Source organism: Alcanivorax profundi (genome assembly GCF_003597125.1).
Classification (GTDB): Bacteria; Pseudomonadota; Gammaproteobacteria; order Pseudomonadales; family Alcanivoracaceae; genus Alcanivorax; species Alcanivorax profundi.
In genome coordinates, this window is sequence record NZ_QYYA01000002.1 from 798,601 (window position 1) to 823,204 (window position 24,604).

Consider the following 24,604-nt stretch of genomic DNA (forward strand, 5'->3'; position numbering starts at 1 on the left):
CGCGCTGCCAGCAATGCTCCTACCCCTCGTTGTTTCGTGCTATCTTACTCAGCCAAAAGCATGAGAAAGAGGGCACGGGAATGCCGGAATACAGTTACTGGATTATCGCCGGTCTGGCACTGATCATCGCTGAGTTCGCCGTCTCTGGTCTGGTGGTGATTTTTTTCGGTATCGCCGCCATTCTGGTCGGCAGTCTCAAGTTTGTCGGCCTGCTCGATGACACCACTTGGGAACTCACCCTGTTCGCCCTCATCAGCGTGCTGTTGCTGGTCTTTGTCCGCCGGGTTCTCAGCGACAAACTGATGGGCAAAGAGCAGCGTCAGGGTGGCAATGAAGACAGTGCCGGCTTGATTGGCCAGCGAGCCACTGTGGCGGAGCCTTTTACCGATGGCAGTGGCATCGTCAACTACCGTGGTGCGCGCTGGCAGGCACAGAGCCCTCATCCCCTCAAGCCCGGGCAAATGGTGCGCATCGTTAAGCACGATGGCCTGTGGCTTACCGTTGAACCCTGGAATTCAACATCTGTTTCCTGACCCCTTTTGACGACACAAGGAACGTTTTATGGAAGGTTTGATTATCTCCGGATTGATCGCTGTCGGCGTAGTGGTATTGCTGTTCATGATCATCCGCATCGTCCCTCAACGGGAGGTGTATGTAGTAGAGCGACTGGGCAAATACCAGACCTCCCTGGATGCAGGGCTGCATTTCCTGATGCCATTTATTGACCGGGTTGCCTACAAGCACTCATTGAAAGAAATCGTGCGGGACGTACCCCGCCAGAGCTGCATCACCAAAGACAATATCGAAGTGTCCATTGATGGTGTCATGTACTTGCAGGTAATCGACCCGAAAGCGGCCAGTTACGGTGTTGATGATTATGTGCTGGCGGCACAGCAATTGGCCCAGACCACGCTGCGTTCTGTGATCGGTAAGATTGATCTGGACAAGACCTTTGAAGAGCGGGGCGAAATCAACATGGAAGTGGTCAAGGCTGTGGATGAGGCAGCCCAGCCCTGGGGTGTCAAAGTTCTGCGTTATGAAGTGGCCGACATCAACCTGCCGGTGTCCATCAAGGATGCGATGGAGAAGCAGGTGCGGGCTGAGCGGGAGCGCCGTGCGGTGGTAGCAGAGTCCGAAGGCGAGCGTCAGGCCGCCATCAACCGCTCGGAAGGGGATCGTCAGGCGGCGATCAACCGTTCTGAAGGGGAAAAGCAGGAGATGATCAATATCTCCGAAGGGGAAAAGATGAAGCAGATCAACGAGGCAGAAGGCCGTGCCCAGCAGATCGAGCTGGTGGCGTTGGCGACGGCCAAGGGTCTGCGTATGGTCGCGACTGCGGTCAAGGAAGAGGGCGGCCAGGAAGCCGTGAGCTTGCGTATTGCGGAGCAATATGTGGCTGCCTTTGAAAAAGTCGCCAAGGAGTCCACCACCATGCTGTTGCCCAATGGTCTCAGCGACATTGGTGGTGCCGTCGCTGGCTTGCAGAAAGTACTCAAGACGGTAGATAAAACCCCGGCCTGAGCCTTCCCTTGAAGCGCCGGGTATTCGCGCCGTACATCTCCTTTGGTGGCGGCGCGATAACCTGAAAAAATCTCTCTCCTGCAGAGACCACAGCGTTCTCCGAGAAAAAGAACGGTTTTTTGTGTCCCTCTCTGGCGCCTGCGAATCAGCGGTGCTTGGCGGAGGGCCTTGTAATTCGTCCCCCTCATCCCGATATTCTGAGTGCCCATTTTCTGCATTCAGGAGCCTCCCATGTCCCGCCATTTTGAGAAAGCCGAAGGCCTGCACGAGCACCCGGACGAGGTGACGCAGGAATACCTGTTTAATCAGACCATGCTGCGTATCAAGGAGCCCAAGCGCAGCCTGGATTTTTATACCCGTGTGCTCGGCATGCGACTGGTGCGCAAGATTGATTTCCCGGAGATGCAATTCAGCCTGTATTTTCTCGGTTACTTGAGCGAGGAAGACGCCGGTGAGGTGCCTGCAGATGATGCCAAGCGCCTGACGTTTACTTTTGCGCGCGAGGCCATGCTGGAATTGACCCATAACTGGGGGACTGAAGATGATGAGGCCTTCAGTTACCACGATGGCAATGCGCAGCCCCAGGGGTTCGGACACATCGGCATCACGGTACCCGACGTGTACGCGGCGGCGGAGCGGTTTGAAAAAATGAACGTGGAATTTGTCAAACGACCGGATGACGGAAAAATGAAAGGGCTGGCCTTTATCAAGGACCCGGATGGCTACTGGATCGAAATTCTTCAGGCTGACATGTTGGAGAGCCAGCAGAGTTGATGTCACTTTTTTGACAAAAAATTTCTTTTTTGCTTTTTCTTTCTCTTCTCCCTTAAGGTGTGGGTTTGGCATTACGTCAAGCTCACAGCGGGAGAAATCATGATGGCGGCCTTGCTTACAGATGCGCAGAAAGACATCTGCCTTGAGTTACAAAAAAAGTCGTCAAAAGACAGTCCTAGAGCAGCAGCCTTGCTGGCCTTGAATCAAGGGGCGACACAATCGCAAGCGGCTGAAAAATCTGGCTTGAGCCTGGGTCAGGTCCGATACTGTGTGCGTCGCTTCCGTTCTGTTGGAATGGCCATGTTTGAGTTGTCAAAACCAGATGGCGATTCAGGCAATGGTTCCGTTAGCGATGTTGTTATTGTCCCAGAAAAAAACAACAAGAAAGACAAGAAAGACAAGAAAGGGAAAAAGAAAAAATCAAAAAATAAAAGCGAAAATGACAAAAAAGAAATAAAAAAACCGAAAGAAAAGAACAAGAAAAAAGATAAAAAAATCAAAAAAGCAGAGAAGAAAAACAAAGGAAAAAAGAAGAAAAAATAAAACGTTTCTTCGTGGTCAAGGTTGGCGATTTCCCGATGAGATGTTCCGTTCTGCCCGTCAAGATTCCCAGAAGTAGTCCATCTGTTTCGCTGTGTTGAGTGCGAGATCACGGCTGTGCAGCTTTTCAACCAGATGCAGGCTCATGTCTATTCCTGCCGAAATTCCTGCCGACGTTATGCGGTTCCCATCTTCTACCCAGCGTACGTTCTCCTTGATGCTCAAGTCAGGAAAGCGTGTTCCAAGTTCGTCGATGTCCTCCCAGTGGGTGGTCACGTTCTGATGGGTCAGCAAGCCTGCCTGCGCCAATATAAAAGCACCAGTACAGACCGAGGTAATCCATTGGGCGGAGCGAGCTGCGCGGCGAAGCGAATCCAGCAAGACGGTGTTGTTCATTGCCCAGGTATGCACCCCTCCGCTAACCAGCAGGACGTCAAGCGGGGGATGATTATCCAGAGTGAAATGGCTTTGTACCGGGAAGCTTCCCCTGGCCCGGACAGTTTTGCGTTCACTGATCAGTGACACCGACCAGGGCTTGGTGCCGCACAACCGTGCGGCGGTGGCGAACACCTCGTAGGGACCGGCGAAATCGAGCACTTCTGCTTCATCATAGATCACAATACCAATCTGCAGCATAGCAACTCTCGTGACATTATTTCGGTGGCAGGGTGCGGACGAAAGCGAAGCAGTGGCCAAGCCATTCCTGTAAAGCATCCTCGTCCGCTACGGCATCGCTTTCCAGCATGATCATGCCGCGCATGGGGCGTCCAGTGAAATCCATTTCGGCGGCACCGGGCCTGGCAAGCAGCGTGTCGTAGGCCTGCGGCCCGACTCGGGCCATCAGCCGCTCTGCCAAAATGCCACAACACATATTGCCCGCGATCAGAAAGCAAAGCCCGCCAAACATGCGCCTTTCATCAGGCAGGGCCCCGGTCACGGCAAGTAATGCCTCACGGGTGCGATCGGCCAGATCGGTGTCGTAAGCCATTACGTGTTTTCCCCGGCGCTCAGACGACCGCGGATCACCAGGGCGATGCCGCCAAGAATGGCCACTGATGCGATCACCAGCCTGACGGTGACGGATTCGTCCAGCCAGAGGGTGCCGGCGAGGGCTGCCAGAACCGGGACGCCAAGCTGGACGGTGGCGGCGGTACTGGTGGCCAGTGCAGGCAAGGCCAGATACCAGATGGCGTACCCCGCTCCTGAGGCCAGCGCCCCGGATAACAGGGCATAGAGCAGCCCCTCCCCGGTGGGCAGGTGTGGCGGCCAGGCGATAATCAACAGCGGCGCCAGCCAGGGCAAGGAACGCAGGAAGTTGCCGGTGGTTTCGGCTGTGGCATCGGCGGTGCCCTTGCCGCGCAGCGAATAGACACCCCAGCCGATGCCGGCCAGCAGCATGAGCAAGGCTGCAGTGACCGGCGGCGCCGTGGCGCCGGGCAGCAACAGGACCAATAACCCGGTCAGTGCCAGGGCAAGCCCCGCCCATTGCCAACGACTGAGGCGTTCACCTCGATAGCGCCCATAACCAATCATGGTGGCCTGAACGGCGCCAAACAGCAGCAATGCGCCAGTGCCTGTTGCGAGCTCCACATAGGCAAGGGAAAACCCTGCCGCATAGACAAACAACGCCAGCGCGGAGCGGTGATTGCCGTGGGCAAGCGGGCGCGGCCAGGTGCTCTGGCGAATGCCAAGAATCAGCACCAGGGTAAGTGCACCGGTAACCAGTCGCACCGCCGTAAAGCTGGCCGCATCGATGGCGCCATCGTGCAGGGCCAGCCGGCACAATACCGAGTTTGCCGCGAAGGCCAGCATGGCGATCGCGGTCAAGACCAGGGGGTGCCGAAGCGGCATCAAAACACGGTGCGAAGGGCGTTGATGGTCAGGCCAATCAGCGCCAGGGACGACAGGAAAAACAGCACGAAGCGCACTTCAATCTTGTTCACCAGCGCTTGCAGCAAGGAATGCACGACCCGAATGCCCACATAGGTCCAGGCCAGTGTCAGGTTGATACCGTCGCCCTGCCCCAGCATCGCCAACGACAAGGCAATGGCGTAGAACACGGTGGGCTGTTCCATCAGGTGATTGTAGTTGTCCGCCTTCCAGCGCACGTTGGCAGGCAGGGTGTTCATTTGCTCCCCGCGCGGGGCCTGGGGATCGGGGGTCATGTTGGCGGCTTTCATGGCCGGCAACCGGGTCAGGTACATCCACAGCCACATGACCATGGACCAGGCAACCAGTGTCACGACGGGGGCAAGAATGGGACTGGTGGGTTCCATGTGAAATCTCCCTGAGCGTTTCGTTGTTATGAATTGCGATCATACCTCAGGGTGCAGGCGGGGTCAGAACGCGTGGTCCAGCCAGTAATCGAGAACGATGCCAACAGCGAACATTCCCGTGAGCGAGAGATAGTGCCAACGGTTGGCAATCAGCAGCGGCTCAAGATGAACAAGGTGGGGGGATTGTCGGGTGATGCACAGGGTGGCGTAGCGCCAGCCTAGTTGATATTCCGAATGCAAATAGCGAATTGCCGCCAGCTTGCCGTGGTGTTGCCAGATGGTTTCCACATCTTCCGGTAGTCGCATGCCTTCCCTCTCTGCAATGCCCTGGCCTCCTGGCCAGGGTACCCGCTAGTGGCGATCTGCCATCAGCGCGGTTCGTTCAGTATCACGCAGAAGGGGGCGGTGCTGCCAGTTGCAGTGACAGAAGGTGCATTCAAAGCGGTTATTGGCTAGCGAAGCTAACGCTTAACAGTGTTGAGGTGCTGCTGGATGACCAGCGGCCACTGCAGGGCTTTCTCATCGAGCCAGTCTCTGGCTGGGGCCAGTGGTGAACTAAAGAGCAGGCTGCCAAGCATTAACAGGCTAACCACTGTTGTCCCCCAGAAGAGGCCGACAAAGGGCTGCTTGCGGGTCTTGTGACGAAACAATGGCCGTGCCACCAGTGCGCCGGGCCAGCCCCCGAACAGTGCCAGTAGATGCAGGGTGTTTTCCGGCGTGCGTTGGTGCTCCCGTCGTGCTGCGCGCTTGTCCAGACCATAGATGATCAGGGTGCACAGGCTGATCAATCCGGTGCCGACAATCAGAAAGGGAGAAAAGTGGTATTCACGGGTGATGCTGTAAAGCCCGGCGAAATAGCCGATAGCCAGCCCGAGGGCGATGGGCAAGGTGAGGCCGCGCATGGGGGTTATCCTCGCCAGGCCCAGAGGGCCGCCAGCAGCGCCACGGGCGCGGTTTCCGCCCGCAATACCCGCTCACCCAGGGCGAAGGGGGTAAACCCGGCGGCCTGGGCGGCGTTCAGCTCGTCGTCCGAAAACCCGCCTTCCGGACCGGTGAGCAGTGCCAGGTTTTGGGTGGTGGACAGCACCCCGGGATCAAAGGGTTGTTCACCCGGGTGGGCGATCAGGCGAAGATCCGGCAAGTCTCGGTTCAGCCAGTGTTTCAGCTCCACGGTCCCCTCAATGAGCGGGGGAATATTCAGGCCGCATTGTTCGCAGGCGCTGACCGCCACCTGTTGCCAGTGAGCGATTTTCTTGTCGGCTCGCTCGCCTTTCAGGCGCACTTCACAGCGTTCCGTGTCCAGCACCACGATCGTGGCGGCGCCCAGTTCGGTGGCCTTCTGGATGGCATATTCCATCCGGTCGCCCTTGATCATGGGCAGGGCTACGGTCACGTTCAGGGGCGGGGTGCGGTTGTCGGCGGTGAAAACCTGCGGTTCCACCGTCACGCTTTTTTTGCTGATGGCGGTGATCTGCGCCGACCATTCGCCGCCTTGGCCGTTGAACAGGGTCACGGCATCACCGACCGCCATGCGCAGCACCTTGCCAATATGGTGACTGGCATTGGCGCCCAGCTCCGTGGCAAGGCCGGACTGAAATCCCTGATCATCGAAAAAACGGCGCATAACGTCTCTTGGCGGTAGTTAATGGTTTACCTGTGGTACAGAGTCAAGCAGGTAATCGATAAATAAACGAACCGGTTGTGAAAGTAACCGATCTCTGGCGTACAACAATGAAAACGGACGCGCACAGCCAGCATAGGGCTGCAGCACCTCGTGCAACTCCCCTTGCGCCAGTTGCGCCTCGACCATAAACCGGTAAGTCTGGTACAGGCCGGCCCCGGCACGTGCCAGTTGAATGCCGGCACTGACATCCTCCTGACACTGATAATCGCCGCGGGTGAGCATAGCGGTTTCCTGACCATTTTCCATAAACAGCCAAGCTACATGGCGACCTGTACGAGGCAGCAGAAATTGGATGCACTGATGGTCGTCCAGATTCCCCAGGTTTTGGGGTGCCCCTCGTGTTGCCAGATATTCCGGCGATGCCACGACCACCAGCTCGGCTTGTTCCAGAGGGCGCGCCACCAAGCCACTATCCGCTGGCGGTCGCGCCCGCACCACCAGGTCATAACCTTCTGCCATCAAATCCACGTTGCGGTTACCCACGTGGATATCAAACCGCACTTGGGGATAGCGCCGCTGAAAGGCCGGTAGCAAGGGGAGGATCCGCGCATGACCGTATGTTGTTGGTACGCTCAGACGGATCGTGCCGGCTGGCTGTTGCTGGGCACCGCTCAGTTCCCGCTCTACTTCCTTCAGGCTTTCCAGCGCCCCCTGGCAATGCTGTAGATAGGTCTGCCCGCTGTCGGTGAGCCGCAGGGACCGGGTGGTACGGACGAACAACCGCACCCCCAGCCGGGCTTCCAGGCGCCCCATGGCCCGGCTCACCGCCGCCGGGGAAATCCCGGCCGCTTGGGCTGCCCTGGTAAAACTGCCCTGTTCTGCGGCCAAGCAAAAGAGCTCGATGCCCCCCAACTCCACATTGCCAAAATAACGAGCCATTCATTACACCATGTAATAACTGATGTGATATTAGCGCCATTTATTGATTATAGGGCAAGAAATACGCTTTGGATTCCTTCATTGCTAACAAGGAATCACCACGATGAAACTCTACTACGCCCCCGGCGCCTGTTCCCTGGCGGTGCATATTGTCTTGCGGGAGCTGGACACGGATTTTTCCCTCGCCGAGGTGGACCTGACCACTCACCGCGCGGGTGAGCAGGACTTTTTCTCGCTGTCCGCCCACGGTCGGGTGCCACTTCTGATACTGGATGACGGTACCCGGCTCACGGAAGGGCCTGCCATCTGCCAGTATTTGGCGGATCATTTCCAGCGCCGGGACCTGCTCCCCGCAGCAGGCAGTCTGGAGCGCTTCCGGGTGCACGAATGGCAGAACCTCATCGCCACGGAGCTGCACAAGAACTTTGCCCCCTTTTTCAAACCCGGCTATCCGGACGCCAGCCGGGCACGGGCCCGCGATACTCTGGAAAACACATTTGACTGGATCGCGCATCAATTAACGCAGCACGACTTTCTCACCGGAGACACCTTCACCCTGGCGGACGCATACCTGTTCACCGTCACTGGCTGGGCAGACGTTGCCGGTATTGCGTTGCCCGAGCGCCTGCAGACTTACCGGAAAACCCTGATACGGCGCGACAGTGTCCGTCAGGCGATGAAAGCCGAAAGCCTGCTGTGAAGGAGTACGACATGTGGAACGGCAACCGCATCACCCAATTGCTGGATCTCGATATACCACTGGTTCAGGGGCCCTTTGGTGGTGGGCTGTCATCGGTGACCCTGGCCGCAACCGTTAGTGCGGCAGGGGGGCTGGGTTCATTTGGAGCACACCACCTGACAGCAGACAACATTCTGGAAACGGCAGCGGCCATCCGGCAGCGAACTGATCGCCCATTCGCCCTGAACTTGTGGATCCCTCCCTATGACCCGGCCACCCCTGCCGATGTGCAGCACGGTAGTGACTTGCTGGCACCGTTCTACCGCGAACTGGGCCTGGCGCCGCCCACCCTCCCCAATGCGGATTACTGGCCGGACTATGGCGAGCAGGTGGAAGCCATTCTGGAAGCCTGTCCGGCGGTGTTCAGCTTTGTTTATGGGATTCCCGAACCGGCGACTCTGCGTGCCTGCCGGCAACGGGGTATCCGCACCCTGGGTACGGCGACGACTGTGGCAGAAGCCAGGGCCCTGGAACAGGCGGGTGTGGATGCCATTATTGCTACCGGCTTTGAAGCGGGCGGTCACCGGGTGTCGTTTCTGGAGGAAGCAGAGCATTCGCTTAATGGTAGCTTCGCGTTGATTCCCCAAATTCGTGACGCGGTGAGTCTGCCCGTGATTGCTGCCGGTGGTATTGCCGATGGCCGAGGCATGGCCGCCGCCCTGATGTTGGGCGCGGATGCCGTTCAGGTGGGTACCGCATTTCTGGCTTGCGAGGAATCCAATGCCTCTGGTTTGCACCGCGACATGCTGTTCAGTGAGCGGGCACAACACACCGGCCTGACGCGGGCCTTTAGCGGCCGGCTGGCGCGGGGGATCCGCAATCGCTTCATGGAGGAAATGGCCGGGCGGCAAGACATCCCTGGCTACCCACTGCAAACCTGGATGACACGGCCACTGAAACAGATTGCCCAGCAGCAGGAAAACCCGGAGCTGCTGGCCCTGTGGGCCAGCCAAGCGTCACCGTTGCTGCAACATCGCCAGGCCAGAACCCTGATTCGCACGATGATCACGGATTGTCTGGCGAGGTTGCCGGTGTAAAGCAAGGCTGTCGTCTTTGATGGCGGCAGCCCCCAATCGCCTTAACACGGGTTGCCAGGCTCGCACTTTGCCCCAGCCAGTTTGTGCTGATCAATCATGAACTCGACCAGAACAGTGATAGCCTGCGGCTGCGTAATCTGTACTACACGAAAGGTCCATACGAGAGCCCCTTGTCGGACAGGTATCAGTCGCCAGAGGCAGAAGCAAAAGGCTACCATAGCGCCGGTCAAACAGGCTGCTATCAAGCGAGTAAAACATGGGCGAGATTGTCCGTTCTGCGTTCCGGCCCCCTCTGTGGCTGCGCAATGCGCACCTGCAAACCCTGTGGGGGCCGTTGGGCCGGTCGTTGCCGGAGGTGGCGCGTCACAGTGAGCGGTTGGATCTGGCCGATGGTGATTTTCTGCTGCTGGACTGGGCCGGTCCCCGACATGGCCCGGGGCACCTCACCGTGATACTGCTGCACGGGTTATCCGGTTGCAGTGACTCGCACTACATGCGCGGTATCCAGAAAACCCTGGCCGGCGCCGGTATCCGTTCGGTGGCAATCAACAGCCGCGGGGCCAAGGGCCCCAATGACACGGCCCTGTGCTATCACGCCGGGGAAACCGATGACGTGGACGCCGTGATTGAACATGTGTTCCACCAGGATCCCACCGGGCATCGTATCGCTATTGGTGTGTCGCTGGGGGGCAGCCGGCTGCTCAACTGGTTGATCCATCGGGATTCCGGTCGCCTGGCAGGGGTGGCGACGGTATGCGCCCCGTTGCGCCTGGACCTGTGCGCCAACCGGCTGGACCGCGGCCTGTCACGACTGTATCGCGGCCATTTGCTCAAGGCCTTGCTGGGTTACCTGGACAACCAGAAGCGACATCTGGATCAGGTCAATCCGGCGGAAGCCAAGCGGCTGTATCGCCTGAACATGTCGGGCATCCGTTCGTTCTGGCGGTACGACGATCAGATTATTGCCCCGCTTTACGGCTTTCGCGGCGCCAGTCATTACTACGCCCAGTGCAATGCGGGGCCGCGCCTGCAAGGGATACGCACCCCTACCCTGTTGATGCAGAATCGGGACGACCCTTTCATGACGCCAGAGACCCTGCCTCGCCGTGAGGAGCTGGGCCCCGCGGTGACGGCAGAAATCAGTGATCACGGTGGTCATGTAGGGTTTGTCGGCGCGGAGAATCCCTACTGGCTGGAGCAGCGCTTGTTGGCCTGGGTTCAGGGCTTCGGTTTTTCCAGCTGAAACACTTCATCGCGCAGGGCGTCGGGTTTGACCACCCCCGGTGCGACTCGCCACTGCCCCTGTCGATCTTCGAATACGAGGGTGGGCGTGCCGCCAAGGCCAAGCCCGATCATCAGGCCCGTATTGTTGTGGATCTGGCTGCGGATCGCTGCCGGTACGGGTAGCAGCGGTTCAATGCCGCCGGCTTCAAAACGGGATTCATGCAGGGCCAGGGCGGCGGCCGGGTTGTCGGCGGCGAGCACGGCCCCACCCTGGCTGAAGCTGCGCTTGGGGTTGATCATGCCGACAATGATGTGTCGCACCTGTAGCGTGTTGGCGGGATCGGTCACCAGTGGCTGCATGTTTTCCCACAACTGAGCGCAATAGGGGCAGGCCATGTCGGTAAACACATAGGCCACCCGCTGCGGCTTCGCGGGGCCTTCTGCGACCCAGCTGCTGTTCTCCAGTCGTGCCAGCAAGGAATCCATGCTGGCGCCTTCGCGACTTTCGCTGTTTGCCTGGCTGGCATGGGCGCCCAACGTGGCCAGCATCAACAGGCTGGCCAACCACGCACGCAACGGCATTACGGGAACCTCTTGAACATGTCCTGTACTGCGCGCTGAATATGCGCTTCACGGCGTGCACTGCTCATCTCGTCATAAAGCTGATCCCGGCTGGTGGCTTGCCAGAGGACATTGTTGCTCTGGGGGTCGATCAGCTGCACGACCAGTTTGTATTCCTCGGTGATTTCACCTTCGGTTGGAGTGCTGGCACCCAGGCCGACATTGTTGCGGGTGAAGCCAAAGCCGAACTGAAGGGTGGAGCCATCGAAGCGTTGCTGACGCTTGAAGAAGTGTTTTACTTCCACGTCCGGTTGGTTTTCATCGGGGTGTAGCCCCTTGTCAGCCAGTGCCAGCGCCAAAGCACTGCGGGCACGCTGGTCATCCAGTTCACGGGGTCTGTCCTCGTCCTGGCTGACGAAGCGGTAAGTCTGAAGATGGGCCAGATTGGTGTCACTCTGGCGGTCGATGACCACCGGGCTGACGCAGGCTGTCAGCAGCAGGCTGACCAGCAGGCCCAGGGTGGGGGCGATAAAGCGCATGGCTTTCTCCTTCAGGCGAAAGAATATTCAGTATAGTGGCGATGACGTCATAAAACGGTGACGCCTGGACAAGGTTTGGCCACGGCGGCATGAATCTGTTCCCCAAGATAGCGTGCGGCCTGGCCGGCATACTGACCCTCTGCGTAGATCAGGTGTAAGTCCACAAAGCGCTCGACCCCTTCTTTGAGCGGCAGAACCTTGAGCGCACCGGTTTCCAGACCATCGCCAATTTCGGCTTCCGGTATCCAGGCAAAGCCCAGTCCCCGGCGAATAGCGGCAATCCGGGTGGAGGTATGGGATACCGTCCAGCGCTGTTCGGCGCCCAGCCAGCCGGCATCAATGCGGCGGCTGCCGGAGTCGCGAATTACGATCTGGCGATGCTGGCGCAGGTCCTCGTGGGTGAGGCTGTCGACCTGATTGAGCGGATGGTCAGCTGACGCCACGGCCAGAAAGCGCACCCGCATCAGTGGTTCGCCCACAAAGCCGGGGGGGATGCGGGCGTTCACCACCACATCGGCTTCCTTGCGTAGCAGGGCCTCATCAGATCCGGACAGCACGGTTTCGCTGTATTCGACGCGTGTCAGAGGGCTCTGTTGGGCAAAGGCGTCCAATGCGGTAAGCATGCAGTGCTGCGGGAACAGGGCATCGGCGGCGACCCGCACCAGCGGTTCCCAGCCCTGGCTCAGCTGGATAGCCGTGCTCTCGATACGCTCCGCCTCTTCCACCAGCACTTTGGCCTGGCGATAGAGCATTTGTCCGGTTTCTGTGAGCTTGGCCTTGCGGCCTTCCAGGCTGAACGCGCGCACGCCCAGCTCGGTTTCGATCTTCTGCACGGCATAACTGATGGCCGACTGGCTCTTGTCCAGGGCCTCGGCGGCGTTGGCGTAGCCGCCCTCGTCGACCACGGCCAGCAAGGCTTGCCATTGATCCAGCGTGATTTTGGCTGACATATCAAAAATCCTGAGCTAAACGTGCGAATTTGTCCCGTTTTATATCGGATCAGCTGAAATCACAATAGTCCCATAACGATTCGACACCGGGTCGTACCCAAATTTCACAAGGAGTGGCAGACATGAACATTCTGGTTATTAAAAGCAGTGTATTCGGTGATAACGGCAATTCCTCTGCGTTGGTCAATACCAAGGTGGAGCAGCTCAAGGCAGCCAATCCGGGAGCGACCGTGGTGGTGCGTGACCTGTCTGCACAGCCGATTCCACACTTGGATGGAGAGCGTGTCGGTGCCTTTTTCACCCCGGCCGAAGAACGTACGGCCGAGCAGCAACAGGTGGACGATTTTTCCCTGACGCTGATTGAAGAATTGAAAGCCGCGGATCATGTCGTGCTTGGCTTGCCGATGTACAACTTTGGCATTCCCAGCCAGCTGAAAAGCTGGATTGATCATGTGGCCCGTGCCGGCATTACCTTCCGCTATACCGAGAATGGCCCTCAGGGTTTGCTGGATGACAAGCCGGTAACGGTGCTGGCGGCCCGGGGGGGGCTCTATGCAGGAACCGATAACGATACCGTGACGCCCTACATCAAATTGTTCTTCGGTTTTGTTGGCATCACGTCTGTAGAACTGGTGTATGCGGAAGGCCTGAACATGGGTGATGAGGCCAAAGAAAAAGCGATGCAGGAAGCGAAGTCCGTGATTGCAGGATAAGGCTCGAGGTTTCTACACCGAAAACGTCATGGGCAACGATCAGGAGGCATCATGGGACTGTTAGTGGATGGACAGTGGCAAGACAAATGGTACGACACCAAAAGCACCGGTGGCCGCTTCAAGCGCTCTGAGAGTCAGTTCCGTCACTGGGTGACGGCGGACGGCAGTGCGGGCCCCAGTGGAGACAAGGGTTTCCCGGCGGAAAGTGGGCGTTACCACCTGTATGTGTCCTATGCCTGTCCCTGGGCGCATCGCACCCTGATCGTGCGTGCACTGAAAGGGCTGCCGGACCACATCGGTGTCTCGGTGGTCCATCCCCACATGCTGGGAAACGGTTGGGAGCTGCGCGATGACTTTGCCGGCGCGACTGGCGATGCGTTGCACGGCTTCAGCAAACTGTATGAGCTTTACCTGAAAGCCGATGATCGCTACAGCGGTCGTGTCACAGTGCCCGTGTTGTGGGATACGCAACGCGAAACGATTGTCAGCAATGAGTCGGCAGACATTATTCGCATGCTCAACAGCAGCTTTGATGCATTGGGTGCCACGCCGGGGAATTACTATCCGGATGCACTCCAGGCCGACATCGATGCCATTAACGAGCGCGTGTATCACGATGTGAATAATGGCGTGTACAAGAGTGGTTTTGCCACCAGTCAGGACGCCTATGACGAAGCTGTCACGACGCTGTTCGACAGGCTTGATGAGCTGGAACAAAGGTTAAGCGAGCAGCGCTATCTGGTGGGTAACACCCTCACAGAAGCCGACATTCGTTTGTGGACTACTCTGGTGAGATTCGATCCGGTATACGTCACCCACTTCAAGTGTGACCGAAAACGCATTAGCGATTACCCGAATTTGCAGGGTTTTTTAAAAGATATTTACCAGCTGCCCGGCGTGGCAGAAACCGTGAACCTGGCGCACATCCGCCATCACTACTTCTGCAGCCATCCGACGGTGAACCCTCACGGGATCATCTCCATCGGCCCGCAACTGGATTGGCAAACTCCCCATGACCGTGAGCGATTGGGGGAGAGAAAGATCAGCGACTAGCGGTGAGCCGTGAGCGATCAGCTATGAGGAAAAGATTTTGATGTTAACTCGAAGCTGATAGCTCGTAGCTCGCAGCTTCTTTCCACAGGAGGTTCCCATGGAACGCACCCTTCTCAACACGATTCGCGCACTGGATACATCCGATGGCGCAGGGGTTCGCCTGAAACGGGCGCTGGGTTATAACCCCATGGTGCGTCTGGATCCGTTTCTGATGCTGGATGCCTTTTCTTCGGAGAATCCGGATGACTATATTGCCGGTTTCCCTCCGCACCCCCACCGTGGTTTTGAAACGGTAACGTACCTGGTGGAAGGACATATGCGTCACCGGGATCACCTGGGTAACGAAGGAGATCTGACGCAGGGGGGGGTGCAATGGATGACGGCAGGCCGGGGCATCATTCATGAAGAAATGCCCCAACAAAAAGACGGTCTGTTGCGTGGCTTTCAGCTGTGGATCAATCTGCCTGCTGCAGAAAAAATGACCGCGGCAGGCTACCGGGATGTAGCAGATACAGAGATGCCACGTCTGGACCTGGCCAGCGGCGGACAGATCAAGGCAATTGCCGGTGAAGTCACGGTGGCGGGTGAATTGCTGACCGCGCCGATGAAAGGCGGTAGCACCGATCCGTTGTATCTGGATGTGAAACTGCGTCCGGGAGAAGCGCTGACTGTACCGGTCACCCAGGGCTACAACAGCTTTGTCTATGTGTTTGAAGGCCTGATAACCGTGGCAGGGGAAACGGTACAGCAGGATCACCTGGCGACCCTCACTGACGGTGATCATCTCACGGTCGAGGCGGGCCGTGAGGGCGCAAGGCTGCTGCTGCTGGCAGGTCGCCCCCTGGGAGAACCCATTGCCCAGTACGGCCCCTTTGTGATGAACACCCAGGAAGAAATCAATCAGGCCCTGAGTGATTATCGCAATGGCACCCTGACTGCTGAACCGTCACAACTCTAGCCATCAAAGGAAAGGCTTTCCCGTTGGCGAGGCTCGTGCCGAGCCACCGGGATTGTGCTATTGGATTACCGTTAAGGCACGGGATAAACGATGGGCATCCCATGCTGAATCTTCACGGAAATCGGGTTGACTCCTCAAGGTTTGTCAAAGAGCATCAACCCACTCACTTTCTCGCGTTCAAAGGAATGTCAGCCATGAAAGTTATCGCCATTGCAGGCAGTCTCAGACAGCAATCTTTCAATCAAGGCCTGGTGCGTGCTGCCGTTGATTGTGCCCCGAAAGGCATGGATATCGAGATCGCCGATATCTCTAGCATCCCCCTGTACAACGGCGATATCGATAATGACAAGGAACGCCCTGCCGAAGTGTTGGCGCTGGCAGAAAAACTGCAGAAGGCCGATGCCCTGCTGATTGCCACACCGGAATATAATTACTCCGTTCCCGGCGTGTTGAAGAATACGCTGGACTGGCTGTCCCGGGTGCCGGGCAAAGTCTTCGCGGGTAAACCCACCGCTATCATGGGTGCATCCATGGGCGGAATGGGCAGCAGCCGAAGCCAATACCATTTGCGGCAGATACTGGTGGGGTTGGATGCCTACCTGCTTAACAAGCCCGAAGTCTTTGTCTCCAGCGCACACGAAAAATGTGACGAGCAGGGCAACCTGACCGACGACAAGACACAATCCCTGATCGCCGATCAGTTGGTGGCGTTGCAGGCATGGTCAGCCCATTTTTCGTGAACCGTCAGACTTTGGGACCTCGACCCCGCAAGGCGTTGGCGACCAGGCTGATCACCAGCAGTATCAGGAAAAGGAAAAAGATAATTTTCGCGATAGAGGCGGCGCCAGAGGCAATGCCTCCAAAGCCGAGTACGCCAGCGATAATGGCAACAATAAAAAAAGTCAGAGCCCATCCAAGCATGAGAATGTCCTCGCTAATAGAATGAGTCTCAAGAATGACGTTGCTGCGTTTTAGCTTCCGTGCAGAGGTTAATGCTTTAACGATTTTTTATACTGTGCTCGCGTTTTCCGGCCGCCAGAATTAGAAACATTATCGTGGTGTTTGCAGAAAGCACGCGTCTTATTGACTGGGTGGCGTGCGTTACAATGGGTGGCTTGTTTCCAGCCAGGTCTCCAACGGTGGCGATTTCCAGTCTGCGAAGCGTCCCAGAAGGTCGTCCGCACTGGCGCTGACCTGCAGCAAGTTCCGGTGCTCTGGCTTGAGCAGACCCTTGTCGACGCTGTGACCAAGGAAGGCCGCCAGGTGGTCGTAGTAACCGTTGACGTTCAGCAGACCAATTGGCTTGTGATGAAAGCCTAGCTGTGCCCAAGTCAAAATCTCAAACAGCTCTTCCAGGGTGCCCATGCCACCGGGGAGTGCGATGAACGCATCGGCCTGATCCGCCATGGCTGCCTTGCGCTCGTGCATGGAGTCGACGATCTGCAACTCGGTCAGGTGGTGATTGCCAATCTCACGGCGCAGCAGTGCCTGGGGGATAATTCCTATTACCTCTCCCCCCCTGTCCATGACCGCGTTGGCCAGAGTTCCCATGATCCCCACGCTGGCGCCGCCATACACCAGCCCAAGATTTCGGCTTACCAATGCTGCGGCCAGGTTTTCAGCCGCGATGCCAAAAGCAGGATCGTTTCCGTCGCTGGAAGCACAGTAAACGCAGACTTTTTTCATCATCATCCCTAATGGTGTTTGGGTTTGTCGCAAATCGGTTGCAGGTGGAGCGTCTTACCCTGCAACTGCAGTGGGGCGATTAACCAGTCGCTCTGGTGGGAAGTGGCAGGTAAAGGTGCTGCCCTTGCCCAGCTCGCTCTTGATGTCCAGTTTGCCGTTATGACGAATCATCACGTGTTTGACAATGGCGAGCCCCAGACCCGTGCCACCCGTTTGGGTGACCCGGCTATTATCGGGGCGATAAAAGCGTTCTGTGAGCCGTGGAATATGGGCAGGGTCAATTCCCAGACCATTATCGGTAACGGCCAGATGCGCGCCCTTTTCGTCCTGCCACCACTGGATGCGAATCAGGCCACCGGAAGGGGTGTACTTCACTGCATTGGTAATCAGGTTTCCAAAGGCGCTTTCCAGTTCGGCGGGGTTGGCGACCAGACGCGCCTCGGTTGGGACATCCATTTCAATCTGATGATGTTTGTCCGCGCTCAGAGCTTGGGCGTTTTCGCGCATGCGGTTGAGCATGCCGTGTACAGCGACGGCCTGGCGATCGTTATCCGCATCGGTATTTTCCAGTCGCGAGAGCAACAACAGATCCGTGACCAGCGCTTCCATGCGGTCAGACTGGCTTTCCATTTGAGTCAGTGCACGCCGCAGACGAGGCTGTTCTTCAGGCACGGTATCCAGCAGCGTTTCAAGGTAGCCTTTGAGTACTGTTAAAGGGGTTTTCAACTCGTGGCTGACATTGGCTACAAAGTCTTTGCGCATTTGTTCGAGGTGATGAATCCGGGTGACATCACGGGCCATCAGCAGTTGCTCGCCAACGCCGAACTCCGTCACCCTGAATTGCAGGATGCGGTTGTCATTCACCGGAGAGGGAATTTCCAGGGGTTCGCGAAAATCGGCGCGATGAAGGTATTCGGTAAATCCGGGGTGGCGCACCAGGTTGGTGAGCGGTTGCCCCAGGTCTTGGCTGGGGTTGAAGCCCATATAGCGCTCTGCGGCGGCGTTCCAGTATTCCAGATAGCCGTGCTGGTCAATCAGGATGACCACCTCTTCCAGAGCGTTTACGGATTGCTGGGCGCGGTGGATGATGCTTTGCAGGTTTTCCTGCGCACGCCGTTCTTTCTGAAACAAGTGTTCAAGCCGGGTATAGAACTCGCCCCACAGACCGATGCTGTCTGGCGGTTCGGTATGATCATCACGGACCAGCCAGCTGTAGAGGGAGAACAGCTGCCGGGTGCTCCAGAAAATGTAGCCCACCAGGCCTACCAGCAATGGCCAGATGTGACCGACTGCGAGAGCGGTCAAGGCGGCCAGGGCGATCAGGCCGGCGATTCGATTAACTTCTTTGGCCAGGCTGGCTTTCATGATCGTGTGTTGCCCTTGTGGGGTCAGACTGGAGTTATACCGAGGTCATGAACCCTAACACATTATTGGCTTCAGCTCGCCTTGGCGGCCTTGATCGAAAAGCGATAGCCCGTACCTCGTACCGTCTGGATAAAACGGTCAAAGCCGTAGGGTGCGAGAGCCTTGCGCAAACGGCGGATGTGGACGTCGATGGTGCGGTCTTCCACGTACACATTGGCGCCCCACACCTGATCCAGCAACTGGGTGCGGGAGTAGGCTCGCTCCTGATGGCTCATGAAGAATTCCAGCAGGCGATATTCGGTTGGCCCCATATCCACCGGCTCGTCGTTAGCGCTGATACGGTGGCTGACCGGGTCCAGGCATAGCCCTTCCACTTCGATAGCTTTTTCGGCGGCAGCGCTGGAAGAGCGGCGCAGTACCGCCTTGATCCGGGAAATCAGTTCGCGGGTGGAAAACGGTTTGGTGATGTAGTCGTCAGCACCCACATCCAGGCCCTGGATCTTGTTATCTTCTTCGCTTTTGGCGGTAAGCATGATGATCGGCACTTCATTGGTGGTCTCATCACGCTTAAGGCGACGGGCCAGCTCAATGCCGGTCACGGAGGGCAGCATCCAGTCCAGCAGTACCAGGTCTGGCCGTTCGTCGACGATGATCTCGTGGCCGCGCTGGGCATTTTCAGCTTCCAGTACATCAAAGTCCGCCAGTTCCAAGGCGACAGCGACCATCTCACGGATAGCCGGCTCGTCATCAACAATCAAAATTCGGTTACGGGACATGGCTTCCTTCCTTCGCCTGTCAGTCTTTTGTTGGTGCCCTATTAGATTGCTCTTTTATGACATGCGTATGACAAGTTGAGCCGGATGCGGGGGAATTGCAAGCGGGAGAGGGAGTGATGAGTTGAAAGTTCAAAATTGAAACGCGGCCCAAGCCAGCAGGTTTTGCATAGCCGTGCCCGCGCTCGCAGGTAATGGCGCGGGTACAGAGAGCCGGAACGGCAAAACCTGCCTCCCGCCTTTTCCACTTTGAGCGTTAAACTTTCAACTCAAAAGTACTGGAAATACAACCCCGCAAACACACACGCCCCGCTCCAGTGATTGTTCAGGAAGGCATGAAAACTGGGCCAGCGTTCGCGATAGCGGATCAGGCTGTGCTGGTAGAGGAAGGTCATGGTCATCCCTGCCAGGCCTGCATACCAGGGCCAGCTGAACCCAAGGCGGTGGCCGACCATGATCAGCCCCAGCAGGGTTAGCCCCTGAAGGACACCGATCATTAACCGATCGGCGTCGCCAAACAGGATAGCGGTGCTCTTTATGCCCAGTTTCAGGTCGTCTTCACGGTCACACATGGCGTACTGGGTGTCATAGGCGACCGTCCACACCACATTGGCCACGTACAGCAGCCAGGCGATTTCCGGGACCTCGCCGGTTTCTGCGGCAAAAGCCATGGGGATGGCCCAGCTGAAGGCGGCCCCCAGAAACAGCTGCGGCATAAAGGTGAAGCGCTTGGTGAAGGGGTACAGCACCGCCAGCCCAAGGCCACCGAAGGACAGCCAGAAGGTCAATTCGTTGAGGAACAGCACCAGTACGAAGGCTAGCAGCCCCAGCCCGGCGAACAGCGCCAGCGCCTTTTTGCTGCTGATGGCGCCAGTGGCCAGCGGCCGGCCCTGGGTGCGCTCCACATCGCCGTCGAAATCCCGGTCGGCAAAATCGTTAATCACGCAGCCTGCCGCGCGCATGATCACCACCCCCAGAAAGAAGATCACGATGGTGGTCAGGCTCGGGGTGCCTGTCCCTGCAATCCACACCGCCCAAAGGGTCGGCCACAGCAGCAGCAGGGTGCCGATGGGCCGGTCCAGGCGCATCAGCTGAAGGTAGGGCCACAGGGCGGGATAGCGGTTTTCAACAAAGGTAAACATGGGACATCCGGTTGTCAGGCGTGGAGGTATTGTCCGGACGGGTGGGGTTGAGTTGCAAGTTGAAAGTTCAAAGTGGAAACGCGCGAGCGGGTTGTGGCGCCAGACGAGTATCGTTTGCGCCGCGCGACGCAGAGGAAACAGGCCCAGAGAGTCTAATGGCAGACGAGTACGGGGCTGTTCGGCAACGCGCTACCCCACCTTCTCCCACAACGCCGGCAGGAAATACTCCGCTACCAGTAGCGGTGCACCACGCTTGATGAAGCGGGATTGGCGGCCCCAGCACAGCGGCAGGTCCTGATCGGGTGAGCCCCGCCTTGCCCATACCTGGTCGCGCTGGCAGAGGGGGCGTTTGTACAGCTCCAGTCCCAGTGAGCGGCTGCCCATGTGGCCGAGAGAGCGGTTTGCCCCGGTCAGGCTGCCAACCGGCAATACGCTGCGGGCGGCAACCACCGGGGTGTCATCCAGCATAAGAGTGACTTCGCGAATCAGTGCTACCTGACGGGCGGGGAGTGCCAGCAGTTGCCGTTCATCGGCTTTAGGGACGGCGTGGGCATGGAAACCCGGGACAACGCGGAAGGCACCGTAGCGGGACAGCCGGCGAGTGAGCGAGTCCGGGTCCGCCATCCAGTCGCGGATTATCGGGGGTAGCACCAGCTGTTCCAGCGGGCGCCAAAGGCTGTCAGGATGCAGGGCGGCAGGCAGCATGGGATCTTCCGGGCTTCAGGCCGGCGGACTATGGCCCATGGTTGTACAGAGAGCAAGGGCGGCCGCAAAACCCGGGGATTGCGGGGTGCGGATCGGCATAATAGACCGAATATGACAGTGGTCACTGTCATTGATTTTTCGGCGCCGCCCCGATAGGTTAACGACCCCCGAGATACACCCTGTATGTAGCAGAGTAAGCGAGTGCTTACTTCAATCCGATGAGGTTCACCATGAAGAAGTGGGAATGTGTAGTGTGCGGTTTCATTTATGACGAAGCCGAAGGTCTGCCGGACGAAGGTATTGCCCCGGGTACCGCCTGGGAAGATGTGCCGGAAGACTGGGTTTGCCCGGACTGTGGTGTGGGCAAGGAAGACTTCGAGATGGTGGAAATCTGATTCCACCGAGGTCTGGCCCCGGCAGGGGCCGTCCGATCTCTTCTGGCATCAGCGCATTCTGAGCGCCCGCGCATCCCGCCCGTCCATTGAACAGTGAAAGGATCATTCATGCAGCCCATCGTCATCATCGGCACCGGCCTCGCCGGCTTCAATACCGTCAAGGAATTCCGCAAGCTGGATAAGGAAACGCCCATCGTCATGCTCACCGCAGACGACGGCCGTAACTATTCCAAGCCCATGCTGTCCGCCGGTTTTACCAAGGAAAAGACCGCCGATGACCTGTGCATGGCGACACCGGAAAAGGTGTCCGAGCAGTTCAATGTGGATGTGCGTACCGGTGTTCATGTGGCCGGAATCGATCCGCAAAAAAAGCGTGTACTGCTGCCGGATGACCACCTGGATTACAGCAAGCTGGTGCTGGCGCTGGGTGCCGATACCTGGACTCCGCCCCTGGAAGGTGACGCGGTTGGCGAGGTGTTTTCCGTCAACGATCTGATGGACTACGCCAAATTCCGTGCAGCCATTGAGGGCAAGAAGACAATCACCATTCTCGGTGGTGGTTTGATCGGCTGTGAATTTGCCAACGATCTGTCTAACGGTGGGTTCCAGGTACAGCTGGTTGAGCCCATGGGACGCTGTCTGCCTTTGCTGCTGCCGGAAGCTGCTTCTGAAGCGGTTGGTCGCGGCCTGCAGGAACTGGGTGTGCAGTTCCACTTCGGCCCGCTGGCCAAGGCGGTGCACCACGGAGACAGCGGCAAGCTGGTGACCGAGCTGTCTGACGGCAGCAAGCTGGAATCGGATGTGGTGCTGTCTGCCATCGGCTTGCGCCCGCGCATCGACATGGCCAAGGAAGCCGGCCTGAGCACCAATCGTGGCATCCTCACCGACAAGGGCCTGCGCACCAGCGCCGAGGATATTTTTGCCCTGGGCGACTGTGCCGAAGTAGAAGGCCATGTGCTGCCCTACGTGTTGCCGCTGATGGCGTCTGCCCGGGCGCTGGCCAAAACGCTGGCCGGTGAGCCCACCGATGTCAGCTACGGCGTAATGCCTGTCACCATCAAGACCCCGGCTTGCCCGGTGGTGGTGTGTCCGGCTCCGGCAGGCAGTGAAGGCGATTGGGAAGTGGAAGCCGATGGCAACACGGTTCAGGCCCTGTTCCGCGGCAAGGACGGCAATTTGCTGGGCTATGCCCTCACCGGTGATGCGGTGAAGGAAAAAATGAAGCTCAACAAGGAACTGCCGGCGGTGATGCCGTAAGCTTGCAGCGGGCTCATGTCACCATGAGCCCGGCTGTTGCGCTGTTCATTGATAAAGGAAGGTCCATGAAATTTGCATTGGTGTTGCTGGTTCTGGGGTGGCGTTTGCGCTGGTTGGCGTGGCGTAACGAAGGTTTCCGAAAGCAGCTGGAAAACCGCAACGTCATCATGCAATGGCGGACCTTTAACGGTAAGCCGGCGCGCTGGTTCCAATTCACTCCGGGCAAGGTCGCAGCCAAAGGAGGGATTCATCCGGCACCGACCGTCACCCTGAATTTCAAAGATGCGGGCTATGCCTTCGACACCCTGCAAAAGGCCGGCAAGAACCAGATGGCCTTCATGGAAGGGATGCAGTCCGGTGATATCAAGATCGAAGGCGATCCCGGCCAGTTGATGTGGTTCATGACGTTGATGAAATTCATCATGCCGGGTGGAAAAAAATAACCTTGCCTGATGGCGGGCCTGTATTGCCTGCGTTTTCTCCGCTAGGATTGAATAACAAAAAATTGCATTTGGCGGATTAATGAGACCCTTTCCCTGTTTCGTGGCTGTCGTTTTTCTCTTGTCTTGCGTTCGGGCCTTTGCTGCTTCGGATGCCCCTGTGTATCTGGTAGCCAAGTTCGACCTGGATGGTACTACCTACAACGAGGTGGTTTTTTTCCAGGATGACGCCATTGATACGATCAAAGGGTGCGAGCGGGAGATTATGTACGGGCGACGGGGGGGTTGGCAGGTCTATACCCACATCACCCGTGCTGCCCGTGGTTTTACCTACACCACCAGCTATGCCTGTGCCAGTGGCGTCCAGCGATTCTCCGATTGGGATCGCAGTGGCATGCGCCCTCGGGACAATGTTTTTTCGGTGACTATCGAGAATGATGTCCTGAACGTGGTGTCCCATGGCAGTTATAGCAAGTGCATGGCCTCGGTGCGGCAGCGTGGTGGCGAAAGCCGGCAGCAATTCTGCGGGAAGTCAGCGCAGCGGTTGCTGACGCCCTGATACTCGGCAAGATGCTTGGCGAACCGCGCTTGCCGCATTACTCTGTGTGGATTCATTCCCTTGCATAACGAAGGATTCCCCATGCAGATGGTTACACGCCTGTTCGTTCTGGCTGCCGCAGTCATGCTGGCTGCCTGTGCCACTACCACCGAAACTCACTCCACCTGGCAAACCAAGACCGGCGAGCCACGCCCGGCGTTTGATCACCTGTTTATTGTGGTACTGGCGGAAACGGCGGTGACGTCCGCTGTCGTTGAGCAGCAAGTTGCCAAAAGCCTCAAAAAACGTTCGATAGATTCGACCCTGTCTACCGCCAGTCTCGCAGGCGAGCGGCAACACGCAGATGACTTCCGTGAACAGATCGAAGCCGCGGTCAAGGAAAGCGGAGCAGATGGTGTCATGGTCGTGAGCCTGCTAAAGGTGGAAGAGCGCGATGAGTACATTCCGCCTACCGTGGATTACATGCCCATGACCTCTGCACCGATGTATCTGGGCTATGGTCCTTATGTGGGTTATAGCTACAGCGCGATCTACCAGCCAGGCTACTACCAGAACGCCACCGACTATTATCTGCAAACTCAGGTTTACAGTGCAGCCACGGAGAAACCGGTGTGGCAGGCCCAGTCCCGCAGCATGAACCCCTATAACCTGAAGAGTGGTGCTGAGGGTTACGCCAAAAGCGTGGTGGGCCAGCTGGACAAGGATGGTGCCCTGAAACGCTGACTTCCCGCCGGGGCTGGCTGCCTTGCCAGCCCGGCTTTCCTGTTCTTTCCCACGGCGGATGCGCCTCTTTCCTGAACTCTGTTCATCCTCAGGTCTGTCCCTTACGCACAA

General features: G+C 57.8%; 33 protein-coding genes. 16 read left to right on the top strand and 17 right to left on the bottom strand.

Annotated features, from left to right (window positions below):
• Positions 1-80: 80 nt before the first annotated feature.
• From D4A39_RS08960 to D4A39_RS08975, 4 genes are all read left to right on the top strand, one after another.
• Positions 81-533 carry an NfeD family protein gene (locus D4A39_RS08960; protein ID WP_022986018.1) on the top strand — a complete coding sequence of 151 codons (453 nt, stop codon included), beginning with the start codon at positions 81-83 and terminating at the stop codon, positions 531-533.
• A gap of 28 nt (positions 534-561) precedes the next feature.
• On the top strand, positions 562-1,521 hold the full coding sequence (locus D4A39_RS08965) for an SPFH domain-containing protein (RefSeq protein WP_022986019.1): 960 nt from the start codon (positions 562-564) through the stop codon (positions 1,519-1,521).
• Positions 1,522-1,752: 231 nt separating this feature from the next.
• The gene (gene gloA / locus D4A39_RS08970) at positions 1,753-2,295 is read left to right on the top strand and encodes a lactoylglutathione lyase (RefSeq protein WP_022986020.1); all 543 of its coding nucleotides are present in this window, start codon (positions 1,753-1,755) and stop codon (positions 2,293-2,295) included.
• 99 nt (positions 2,296-2,394) lie between these two features.
• Positions 2,395-2,838, top strand: coding sequence for a winged helix-turn-helix transcriptional regulator (locus D4A39_RS08975; protein WP_022986021.1), 444 nt, complete (start codon positions 2,395-2,397; stop codon positions 2,836-2,838).
• 57 nt (positions 2,839-2,895) lie between these two features.
• On the opposite strand, the gene D4A39_RS08980 is transcribed toward D4A39_RS08975, so the two are convergent.
• From D4A39_RS08980 to D4A39_RS09015, 8 genes are all read right to left on the bottom strand, one after another.
• Positions 2,896-3,471, bottom strand: coding sequence for a DJ-1/PfpI family protein (locus D4A39_RS08980; RefSeq protein WP_199699436.1), 576 nt, complete (start codon positions 3,469-3,471; stop codon positions 2,896-2,898).
• A gap of 16 nt (positions 3,472-3,487) precedes the next feature.
• Positions 3,488-3,823, bottom strand: a complete 336-nt coding sequence (locus D4A39_RS08985; protein WP_119917919.1) for a TfoX/Sxy family protein — start codon at positions 3,821-3,823, stop codon at positions 3,488-3,490.
• On the bottom strand, positions 3,823-4,686 hold the full coding sequence (locus D4A39_RS08990) for a DMT family transporter (protein WP_119917920.1): 864 nt from the start codon (positions 4,684-4,686) through the stop codon (positions 3,823-3,825). The genes D4A39_RS08985 and D4A39_RS08990 overlap by 1 nt, the downstream gene beginning before the upstream one ends.
• Positions 4,686-5,111 (bottom strand): MAPEG family protein, encoded by a 426-nt coding sequence (locus tag D4A39_RS08995; RefSeq protein ID WP_022986025.1) that lies wholly within the window; start codon positions 5,109-5,111, stop codon positions 4,686-4,688. The genes D4A39_RS08990 and D4A39_RS08995 overlap by 1 nt, the downstream gene beginning before the upstream one ends.
• Positions 5,112-5,174: 63 nt before the next feature.
• Positions 5,175-5,417 (bottom strand): hypothetical protein, encoded by a 243-nt coding sequence (locus D4A39_RS09000; RefSeq protein WP_119917921.1) that lies wholly within the window; start codon positions 5,415-5,417, stop codon positions 5,175-5,177.
• A 155-nt stretch (positions 5,418-5,572) separates the two neighbouring features.
• Positions 5,573-6,013: a DUF1294 domain-containing protein gene (locus D4A39_RS09005; protein WP_199699437.1), complete on the bottom strand. Its 441-nt coding sequence runs from the start codon at positions 6,011-6,013 to the stop codon at positions 5,573-5,575.
• Positions 6,014-6,018: 5 nt separating this feature from the next.
• Positions 6,019-6,735, bottom strand: a complete 717-nt coding sequence (locus D4A39_RS09010) for a 16S rRNA (uracil(1498)-N(3))-methyltransferase (RefSeq protein ID WP_119917922.1) — start codon at positions 6,733-6,735, stop codon at positions 6,019-6,021.
• Positions 6,736-6,753: 18 nt separating this feature from the next.
• The gene (locus D4A39_RS09015) at positions 6,754-7,674 is read right to left on the bottom strand and encodes a LysR family transcriptional regulator (protein ID WP_119917923.1); all 921 of its coding nucleotides are present in this window, start codon (positions 7,672-7,674) and stop codon (positions 6,754-6,756) included.
• Positions 7,675-7,777: 103 nt separating this feature from the next.
• Between D4A39_RS09015 and gstA the strand changes: the two genes are divergently transcribed.
• The 3 genes from gstA (at position 7,778) to D4A39_RS09030 (ending at position 10,693) form a co-directional block, all read left to right on the top strand.
• Positions 7,778-8,374: a glutathione transferase GstA gene (gene gstA / locus D4A39_RS09020; protein WP_119917924.1), complete on the top strand. Its 597-nt coding sequence runs from the start codon at positions 7,778-7,780 to the stop codon at positions 8,372-8,374.
• A gap of 11 nt (positions 8,375-8,385) precedes the next feature.
• Positions 8,386-9,450, top strand: coding sequence for an NAD(P)H-dependent flavin oxidoreductase (locus tag D4A39_RS09025; protein WP_119917925.1), 1,065 nt, complete (start codon positions 8,386-8,388; stop codon positions 9,448-9,450).
• Between the two features lie 256 nt (positions 9,451-9,706).
• Positions 9,707-10,693: a YheT family hydrolase gene (locus tag D4A39_RS09030; RefSeq protein ID WP_119917926.1), complete on the top strand. Its 987-nt coding sequence runs from the start codon at positions 9,707-9,709 to the stop codon at positions 10,691-10,693.
• Here D4A39_RS09030 and dsbG read toward each other — a convergent pair.
• The 3 genes from dsbG to D4A39_RS09045 are packed head-to-tail and all read right to left on the bottom strand — an operon-like array spanning position 10,669 to position 12,724.
• Positions 10,669-11,256: a thiol:disulfide interchange protein DsbG gene (gene dsbG, locus D4A39_RS09035; protein WP_022986030.1), complete on the bottom strand. Its 588-nt coding sequence runs from the start codon at positions 11,254-11,256 to the stop codon at positions 10,669-10,671. The genes D4A39_RS09030 and dsbG overlap by 25 nt on opposite strands.
• Positions 11,256-11,774, bottom strand: a complete 519-nt coding sequence (locus D4A39_RS09040) for a DUF4136 domain-containing protein (RefSeq protein ID WP_119917927.1) — start codon at positions 11,772-11,774, stop codon at positions 11,256-11,258. The genes dsbG and D4A39_RS09040 overlap by 1 nt, the downstream gene beginning before the upstream one ends.
• A gap of 47 nt (positions 11,775-11,821) precedes the next feature.
• Positions 11,822-12,724, bottom strand: a complete 903-nt coding sequence (locus D4A39_RS09045; RefSeq protein WP_022986032.1) for a LysR family transcriptional regulator — start codon at positions 12,722-12,724, stop codon at positions 11,822-11,824.
• 122 nt (positions 12,725-12,846) lie between these two features.
• Here D4A39_RS09045 and D4A39_RS09050 point away from each other — a divergent pair, with 122 nt between their 5' ends.
• The 4 genes from D4A39_RS09050 (at position 12,847) to D4A39_RS09065 (ending at position 16,188) form a co-directional block, all read left to right on the top strand.
• A complete protein-coding gene (locus D4A39_RS09050; protein WP_022986033.1) occupies positions 12,847-13,437 on the top strand; it encodes an FMN-dependent NADH-azoreductase in 591 nt (196 codons plus the stop codon).
• Between the two features lie 51 nt (positions 13,438-13,488).
• Positions 13,489-14,490, top strand: coding sequence for a glutathione S-transferase family protein (locus D4A39_RS09055; protein ID WP_119917928.1), 1,002 nt, complete (start codon positions 13,489-13,491; stop codon positions 14,488-14,490).
• 97 nt (positions 14,491-14,587) lie between these two features.
• Complete coding sequence (locus D4A39_RS09060; RefSeq protein ID WP_119917929.1) at positions 14,588-15,448, top strand: pirin family protein; 861 nt, start codon at positions 14,588-14,590, stop codon at positions 15,446-15,448.
• 194 nt (positions 15,449-15,642) lie between these two features.
• The gene (locus D4A39_RS09065; RefSeq protein ID WP_119917930.1) at positions 15,643-16,188 is read left to right on the top strand and encodes an NADPH-dependent FMN reductase; all 546 of its coding nucleotides are present in this window, start codon (positions 15,643-15,645) and stop codon (positions 16,186-16,188) included.
• A gap of 4 nt (positions 16,189-16,192) precedes the next feature.
• Here the strand turns inward: D4A39_RS09065 and D4A39_RS09070 are convergent, their stop codons facing one another.
• The 6 genes from D4A39_RS09070 to D4A39_RS09095 form a co-directional block, all read right to left on the bottom strand.
• Positions 16,193-16,369: a DUF1328 domain-containing protein gene (locus D4A39_RS09070; protein ID WP_022986037.1), complete on the bottom strand. Its 177-nt coding sequence runs from the start codon at positions 16,367-16,369 to the stop codon at positions 16,193-16,195.
• Positions 16,370-16,549: 180 nt separating this feature from the next.
• Positions 16,550-17,134: an LOG family protein gene (locus tag D4A39_RS09075; RefSeq protein ID WP_022986038.1), complete on the bottom strand. Its 585-nt coding sequence runs from the start codon at positions 17,132-17,134 to the stop codon at positions 16,550-16,552.
• A 54-nt stretch (positions 17,135-17,188) separates the two neighbouring features.
• Positions 17,189-18,499: a phosphate regulon sensor histidine kinase PhoR gene (gene phoR, locus D4A39_RS09080; protein WP_022986039.1), complete on the bottom strand. Its 1,311-nt coding sequence runs from the start codon at positions 18,497-18,499 to the stop codon at positions 17,189-17,191.
• Positions 18,500-18,570: 71 nt separating this feature from the next.
• A complete protein-coding gene (gene phoB, locus D4A39_RS09085) occupies positions 18,571-19,275 on the bottom strand; it encodes a phosphate regulon transcriptional regulator PhoB (protein ID WP_022986040.1) in 705 nt (234 codons plus the stop codon).
• Positions 19,276-19,541: 266 nt separating this feature from the next.
• Complete coding sequence (ubiA, locus tag D4A39_RS09090; RefSeq protein ID WP_119917931.1) at positions 19,542-20,414, bottom strand: 4-hydroxybenzoate octaprenyltransferase; 873 nt, start codon at positions 20,412-20,414, stop codon at positions 19,542-19,544.
• A gap of 189 nt (positions 20,415-20,603) precedes the next feature.
• Positions 20,604-21,119, bottom strand: a complete 516-nt coding sequence (locus D4A39_RS09095) for a chorismate--pyruvate lyase family protein (protein WP_119917932.1) — start codon at positions 21,117-21,119, stop codon at positions 20,604-20,606.
• 230 nt (positions 21,120-21,349) lie between these two features.
• On the opposite strand from D4A39_RS09095, the gene rd reads away from it, so the two are divergent.
• The 5 genes from rd (at position 21,350) to D4A39_RS09120 (ending at position 24,493) form a co-directional block, all read left to right on the top strand.
• The gene (gene rd / locus D4A39_RS09100) at positions 21,350-21,514 is read left to right on the top strand and encodes a rubredoxin (RefSeq protein ID WP_119917933.1); all 165 of its coding nucleotides are present in this window, start codon (positions 21,350-21,352) and stop codon (positions 21,512-21,514) included.
• A gap of 108 nt (positions 21,515-21,622) precedes the next feature.
• On the top strand, positions 21,623-22,771 hold the full coding sequence (locus D4A39_RS09105) for an NAD(P)/FAD-dependent oxidoreductase (RefSeq protein ID WP_119917934.1): 1,149 nt from the start codon (positions 21,623-21,625) through the stop codon (positions 22,769-22,771).
• A 65-nt stretch (positions 22,772-22,836) separates the two neighbouring features.
• On the top strand, positions 22,837-23,214 hold the full coding sequence (locus D4A39_RS09110) for a hypothetical protein (protein WP_022986044.1): 378 nt from the start codon (positions 22,837-22,839) through the stop codon (positions 23,212-23,214).
• Between the two features lie 157 nt (positions 23,215-23,371).
• A complete protein-coding gene (locus D4A39_RS09115) occupies positions 23,372-23,770 on the top strand; it encodes a hypothetical protein (protein ID WP_119917935.1) in 399 nt (132 codons plus the stop codon).
• Positions 23,771-23,851: 81 nt separating this feature from the next.
• Entirely contained in the window at positions 23,852-24,493 is a 642-nt protein-coding gene (locus D4A39_RS09120; RefSeq protein WP_022986046.1) for a hypothetical protein, read from the top strand.
• Positions 24,494-24,604: the final 111 nt, after the last annotated feature.

Bases quoted from the DNA above. Each gene is read 5' to 3' on its own strand.
- D4A39_RS08960 (WP_022986018.1), top strand. From the start codon at position 81: ATGCCGGAATACAGTTACTGGATTATCGCCGGTCTGGCACTGATCATC.
- D4A39_RS08965 (WP_022986019.1), top strand. From the start codon at position 562: ATGGAAGGTTTGATTATCTCCGGATTGATCGCTGTCGGCGTAGTGGTA.
- gloA (WP_022986020.1), top strand. From the start codon at position 1,753: ATGTCCCGCCATTTTGAGAAAGCCGAAGGCCTGCACGAGCACCCGGAC.
- D4A39_RS08975 (WP_022986021.1), top strand. From the start codon at position 2,395: ATGATGGCGGCCTTGCTTACAGATGCGCAGAAAGACATCTGCCTTGAG.
- D4A39_RS08980 (WP_199699436.1), bottom strand. From the start codon at position 3,471: ATGCTGCAGATTGGTATTGTGATCTATGATGAAGCAGAAGTGCTCGAT.
- D4A39_RS08985 (WP_119917919.1), bottom strand. From the start codon at position 3,823: ATGGCTTACGACACCGATCTGGCCGATCGCACCCGTGAGGCATTACTT.
- D4A39_RS08990 (WP_119917920.1), bottom strand. From the start codon at position 4,686: ATGCCGCTTCGGCACCCCCTGGTCTTGACCGCGATCGCCATGCTGGCC.
- D4A39_RS08995 (WP_022986025.1), bottom strand. From the start codon at position 5,111: ATGGAACCCACCAGTCCCATTCTTGCCCCCGTCGTGACACTGGTTGCC.
- D4A39_RS09000 (WP_119917921.1), bottom strand. From the start codon at position 5,417: ATGCGACTACCGGAAGATGTGGAAACCATCTGGCAACACCACGGCAAG.
- D4A39_RS09005 (WP_199699437.1), bottom strand. From the start codon at position 6,013: ATGCGCGGCCTCACCTTGCCCATCGCCCTCGGGCTGGCTATCGGCTAT.
- D4A39_RS09010 (WP_119917922.1), bottom strand. From the start codon at position 6,735: ATGCGCCGTTTTTTCGATGATCAGGGATTTCAGTCCGGCCTTGCCACG.
- D4A39_RS09015 (WP_119917923.1), bottom strand. From the start codon at position 7,674: ATGGCTCGTTATTTTGGCAATGTGGAGTTGGGGGGCATCGAGCTCTTT.
- gstA (WP_119917924.1), top strand. From the start codon at position 7,778: ATGAAACTCTACTACGCCCCCGGCGCCTGTTCCCTGGCGGTGCATATT.
- D4A39_RS09025 (WP_119917925.1), top strand. From the start codon at position 8,386: ATGTGGAACGGCAACCGCATCACCCAATTGCTGGATCTCGATATACCA.
- D4A39_RS09030 (WP_119917926.1), top strand. From the start codon at position 9,707: ATGGGCGAGATTGTCCGTTCTGCGTTCCGGCCCCCTCTGTGGCTGCGC.
- dsbG (WP_022986030.1), bottom strand. From the start codon at position 11,256: ATGCCGTTGCGTGCGTGGTTGGCCAGCCTGTTGATGCTGGCCACGTTG.
- D4A39_RS09040 (WP_119917927.1), bottom strand. From the start codon at position 11,774: ATGCGCTTTATCGCCCCCACCCTGGGCCTGCTGGTCAGCCTGCTGCTG.
- D4A39_RS09045 (WP_022986032.1), bottom strand. From the start codon at position 12,724: ATGTCAGCCAAAATCACGCTGGATCAATGGCAAGCCTTGCTGGCCGTG.
- D4A39_RS09050 (WP_022986033.1), top strand. From the start codon at position 12,847: ATGAACATTCTGGTTATTAAAAGCAGTGTATTCGGTGATAACGGCAAT.
- D4A39_RS09055 (WP_119917928.1), top strand. From the start codon at position 13,489: ATGGGACTGTTAGTGGATGGACAGTGGCAAGACAAATGGTACGACACC.
- D4A39_RS09060 (WP_119917929.1), top strand. From the start codon at position 14,588: ATGGAACGCACCCTTCTCAACACGATTCGCGCACTGGATACATCCGAT.
- D4A39_RS09065 (WP_119917930.1), top strand. From the start codon at position 15,643: ATGAAAGTTATCGCCATTGCAGGCAGTCTCAGACAGCAATCTTTCAAT.
- D4A39_RS09070 (WP_022986037.1), bottom strand. From the start codon at position 16,369: ATGCTTGGATGGGCTCTGACTTTTTTTATTGTTGCCATTATCGCTGGC.
- D4A39_RS09075 (WP_022986038.1), bottom strand. From the start codon at position 17,134: ATGAAAAAAGTCTGCGTTTACTGTGCTTCCAGCGACGGAAACGATCCT.
- phoR (WP_022986039.1), bottom strand. From the start codon at position 18,499: ATGAAAGCCAGCCTGGCCAAAGAAGTTAATCGAATCGCCGGCCTGATC.
- phoB (WP_022986040.1), bottom strand. From the start codon at position 19,275: ATGTCCCGTAACCGAATTTTGATTGTTGATGACGAGCCGGCTATCCGT.
- ubiA (WP_119917931.1), bottom strand. From the start codon at position 20,414: ATGTTTACCTTTGTTGAAAACCGCTATCCCGCCCTGTGGCCCTACCTT.
- D4A39_RS09095 (WP_119917932.1), bottom strand. From the start codon at position 21,119: ATGCTGCCTGCCGCCCTGCATCCTGACAGCCTTTGGCGCCCGCTGGAA.
- rd (WP_119917933.1), top strand. From the start codon at position 21,350: ATGAAGAAGTGGGAATGTGTAGTGTGCGGTTTCATTTATGACGAAGCC.
- D4A39_RS09105 (WP_119917934.1), top strand. From the start codon at position 21,623: ATGCAGCCCATCGTCATCATCGGCACCGGCCTCGCCGGCTTCAATACC.
- D4A39_RS09110 (WP_022986044.1), top strand. From the start codon at position 22,837: ATGAAATTTGCATTGGTGTTGCTGGTTCTGGGGTGGCGTTTGCGCTGG.
- D4A39_RS09120 (WP_022986046.1), top strand. From the start codon at position 23,852: ATGCAGATGGTTACACGCCTGTTCGTTCTGGCTGCCGCAGTCATGCTG.